At 45.2% G+C, this 2,649-nt stretch carries 2 protein-coding genes; one reads left to right on the plus strand and one right to left on the minus strand.

The window, feature by feature from the left end; genetic code table 11:
* The first annotated feature begins 168 nt into the window (after nucleotides 1-168).
* Nucleotides 169-1,373 (plus strand): IS3 family transposase gene (locus AB4653_RS25525; protein WP_102258520.1). Its coding sequence is split into 2 segments (ribosomal slippage): nucleotides 169-556 and nucleotides 556-1,373, totalling 1,206 coding nucleotides; the frame shifts between segments, so codons are not numbered across the junction.
* Nucleotides 1,374-1,459: 86 nt separating this feature from the next.
* Here AB4653_RS25525 and AB4653_RS25530 read toward each other — a convergent pair.
* A partial coding sequence (locus tag AB4653_RS25530; RefSeq protein WP_372105623.1) for an adenylosuccinate synthetase occupies nucleotides 1,460-2,649 on the minus strand: 1,190 nt, incomplete at its 5' end.

Raw genomic sequence — 2,649 nt, forward strand, 5'->3', positions numbered from 1 at the left:
TAGCTCAGTTGGTTAGAGTACTTGCATGACATGCAAGGTGTCACTGGTTCGAGTCCAGTAGCGGGCACCACATTATACGAAAAAGCCCACCTATCGTGGGCTTTTTTGTGCCTGTTGTACCGTCCTAAATATGGTTGACACATTTCCAACATGAAATTGGAGAGTGTCATGAAAACAACAAGTAGACGTACTCAACGAGATTATTCTCTTGCCTTTAAATTGGCAGTCGTAAGCCAAGTTGAAAAAGGCGAAATGACTTATAAGCAAGCTCAAGAACGTTATGGGATCCAAGGTCGCTCTACCGTTTTAGTTTGGCTTCGTAAACATGGTCAACTAGATTGGTCTAAAGGAATAGAACAATCGAGAGCGTTAGGAGCGACTATGTCAAACTCTTCCTCAACTCAAACCCCAGAGCAACGAATCAAAGAACTCGAGCAGCAATTAGAAGAGACTCAGCTCAAAGCTGAGTTCTTTGAAGCGGTTGTAAAAGTCATGGATCGAGATTTCGGTGTCCGAATCTCAAAGAAGCGCAAGGCCGAGTTATTAAGGAAAAAACGGTCAGAAAGTTGACCGTCACTAAAGCTTGTCACTTCATAGGTATTACACGACAAGCTTTCTACAAGCGCTGTGTTGCAGAAATTCATCAGACAAAGAAAGATGAATCAGTACTCGGTTTTGTGAAGGAGCAAAGGATGATGCACCCTCGTATAGGAACTCGTAAGATCAAGTATTTACTTGCTCAGAACGATATTGAAATAGGGCGAGACCGCTTATTCTCTCTGCTGAGAATGAATCGATTATTAGTGCAGAATCGAAGGGCTTATCATCGAACCACAAACAGTAATCATCGCTTTTACTGCCATCCGAATCGTGTCAAAGAAGGCTTAATACCGGAAAGACCAGAGCAATTATGGGTTGCCGATATTACTTATCTAGCAACGCGGCGTGGTAGTACTTATCTCAGTTTAGTGACGGACGCTTACTCAAGAAAAATCGTGGGCTATCACATAAGTGATGATATGAAAGCTCGCACGGTCAAGCAGGCCTTTTTAAACGCGTTGAAAGAACGGAATAATACAGGTGAGCTTGTACATCACTCAGATCGAGGTGTTCAGTACTGCTCTGTTGAATACCAAGAGTTGCATCGACAGTATGATGTATCTTGCTCAATGACTGATGGCTATGACTGTTATCAGAATGCGTTGGCAGAGAGGATCAACGGAATACTGAAGATGGAGTATCTGTTGAATAAGCCTAATGATTTAGATGAAGCAAAGAAAATGGTCGCCGAATCAGTAAAAATCTATAATGAATATAGGCCTCACACAGCTCTAAAATACAAAACGCCCGATGAAGTACATCGAGCGTTTTAGTCAATCAAGTGTCAACCCATATCAGGACGGGTCATGTCGTCTTTCAGCTAAAGCAACCGCTTTAGCTGAAAGACTTGAGTAGAGCTCTAACCTCGAATGATCATTTGCTCACGCTCAGGGCCTACTGACACCATCACAATTGGCACACCCATCAATTCTTCGATACGTGTAACGTAATCTTGTGCCGCTTGAGGAAGGCTCTCAAACGTGCGACAGCTCGTGATGTCTTCATCCCAGCCAGCCATATCTTCATATACAGGCTTTAGTTCAGCCGTTTGTGGCCAAATCGGGTTTTCAGTGTGCTCACCAGAGTAAGCGGTACAGATCTTAAGTTCAGACAAACCAGACAGGCAATCAATCTTAGTCAGTGCGATTTCCGTTGCAGCTTGCAGGTCAACACCGTTGCGAGTTGCTACTGCGTCGAAGTAACCCATATCACGTGGGCGGCCTGTTGTTGCGCCGTATTCGTTAGAGCTTTCGCGGAAGCTATCTTGCTCTTCCATTGCAGTCACTAGCGTACCAGTACCTACAGATGAGCTGAACGATTTAGCCACAGCAATAACGCGCTCAGGGCGAAGGGCAGGTAAACCACTACCGATGCCTGCGTATGCAGCGGTTACATTTGAAGATGTCGTCCAAGGATATTCACCGTAAACAAGGTCGCGACCTGCACCTAACTGAGCTTCGAACAGTAAGTTCGCGTCTTGCGATTGCAGTGCTTTAAGCGGCTCAGTTACGTTGCAAATGAATGGGCGCCAAGCTTTAGTCACTTCAAGTAACCATTCTGTCATTTCAGAAGCAGTCTGAGAGAAGTCACATTGTGGGTATAGCGCTTTAAGTTGAGGCATCTTCCAATCAAGTAAGAATTGAATGCGTTGCTCCAAAATTTCAGGTTGATTCAACCAGCCAACAAGAATGCCTTTCTTCATCACACGATCGCCGTACGCTGGTGCAATACCTTGACGTGTTGAGCCATAAGCGCCATCGCCTAAACGTTCTTCTTCAAGCGTGTCTTCAAGGGCGTGTAAAGGTAGACACAGTGTCGCACGGTCTGATATCGCCATTTTCACTTTGATGCCAGCTGCTTGTACTTCTGCAATTTCTTCAGTTAGCGCAGCAGGGCTGATCACCATGCCAGGGCCAAGAACAGCCGTACAATCAGGATTAAATATACCACTAGGCAGTTGATGCAGTTTGAATGTACCGAAGTCGTTTACTACGGTATGGCCGGCATTGTTTCCGCCTTGAAAGCGAATGCTAGCAGAAGCTTGGTCCG

The organism is Vibrio sp. 10N.222.48.A3, from assembly GCF_041475345.1.
Classification (GTDB): Bacteria; Pseudomonadota; Gammaproteobacteria; order Enterobacterales; family Vibrionaceae; genus Vibrio; species Vibrio tasmaniensis_A.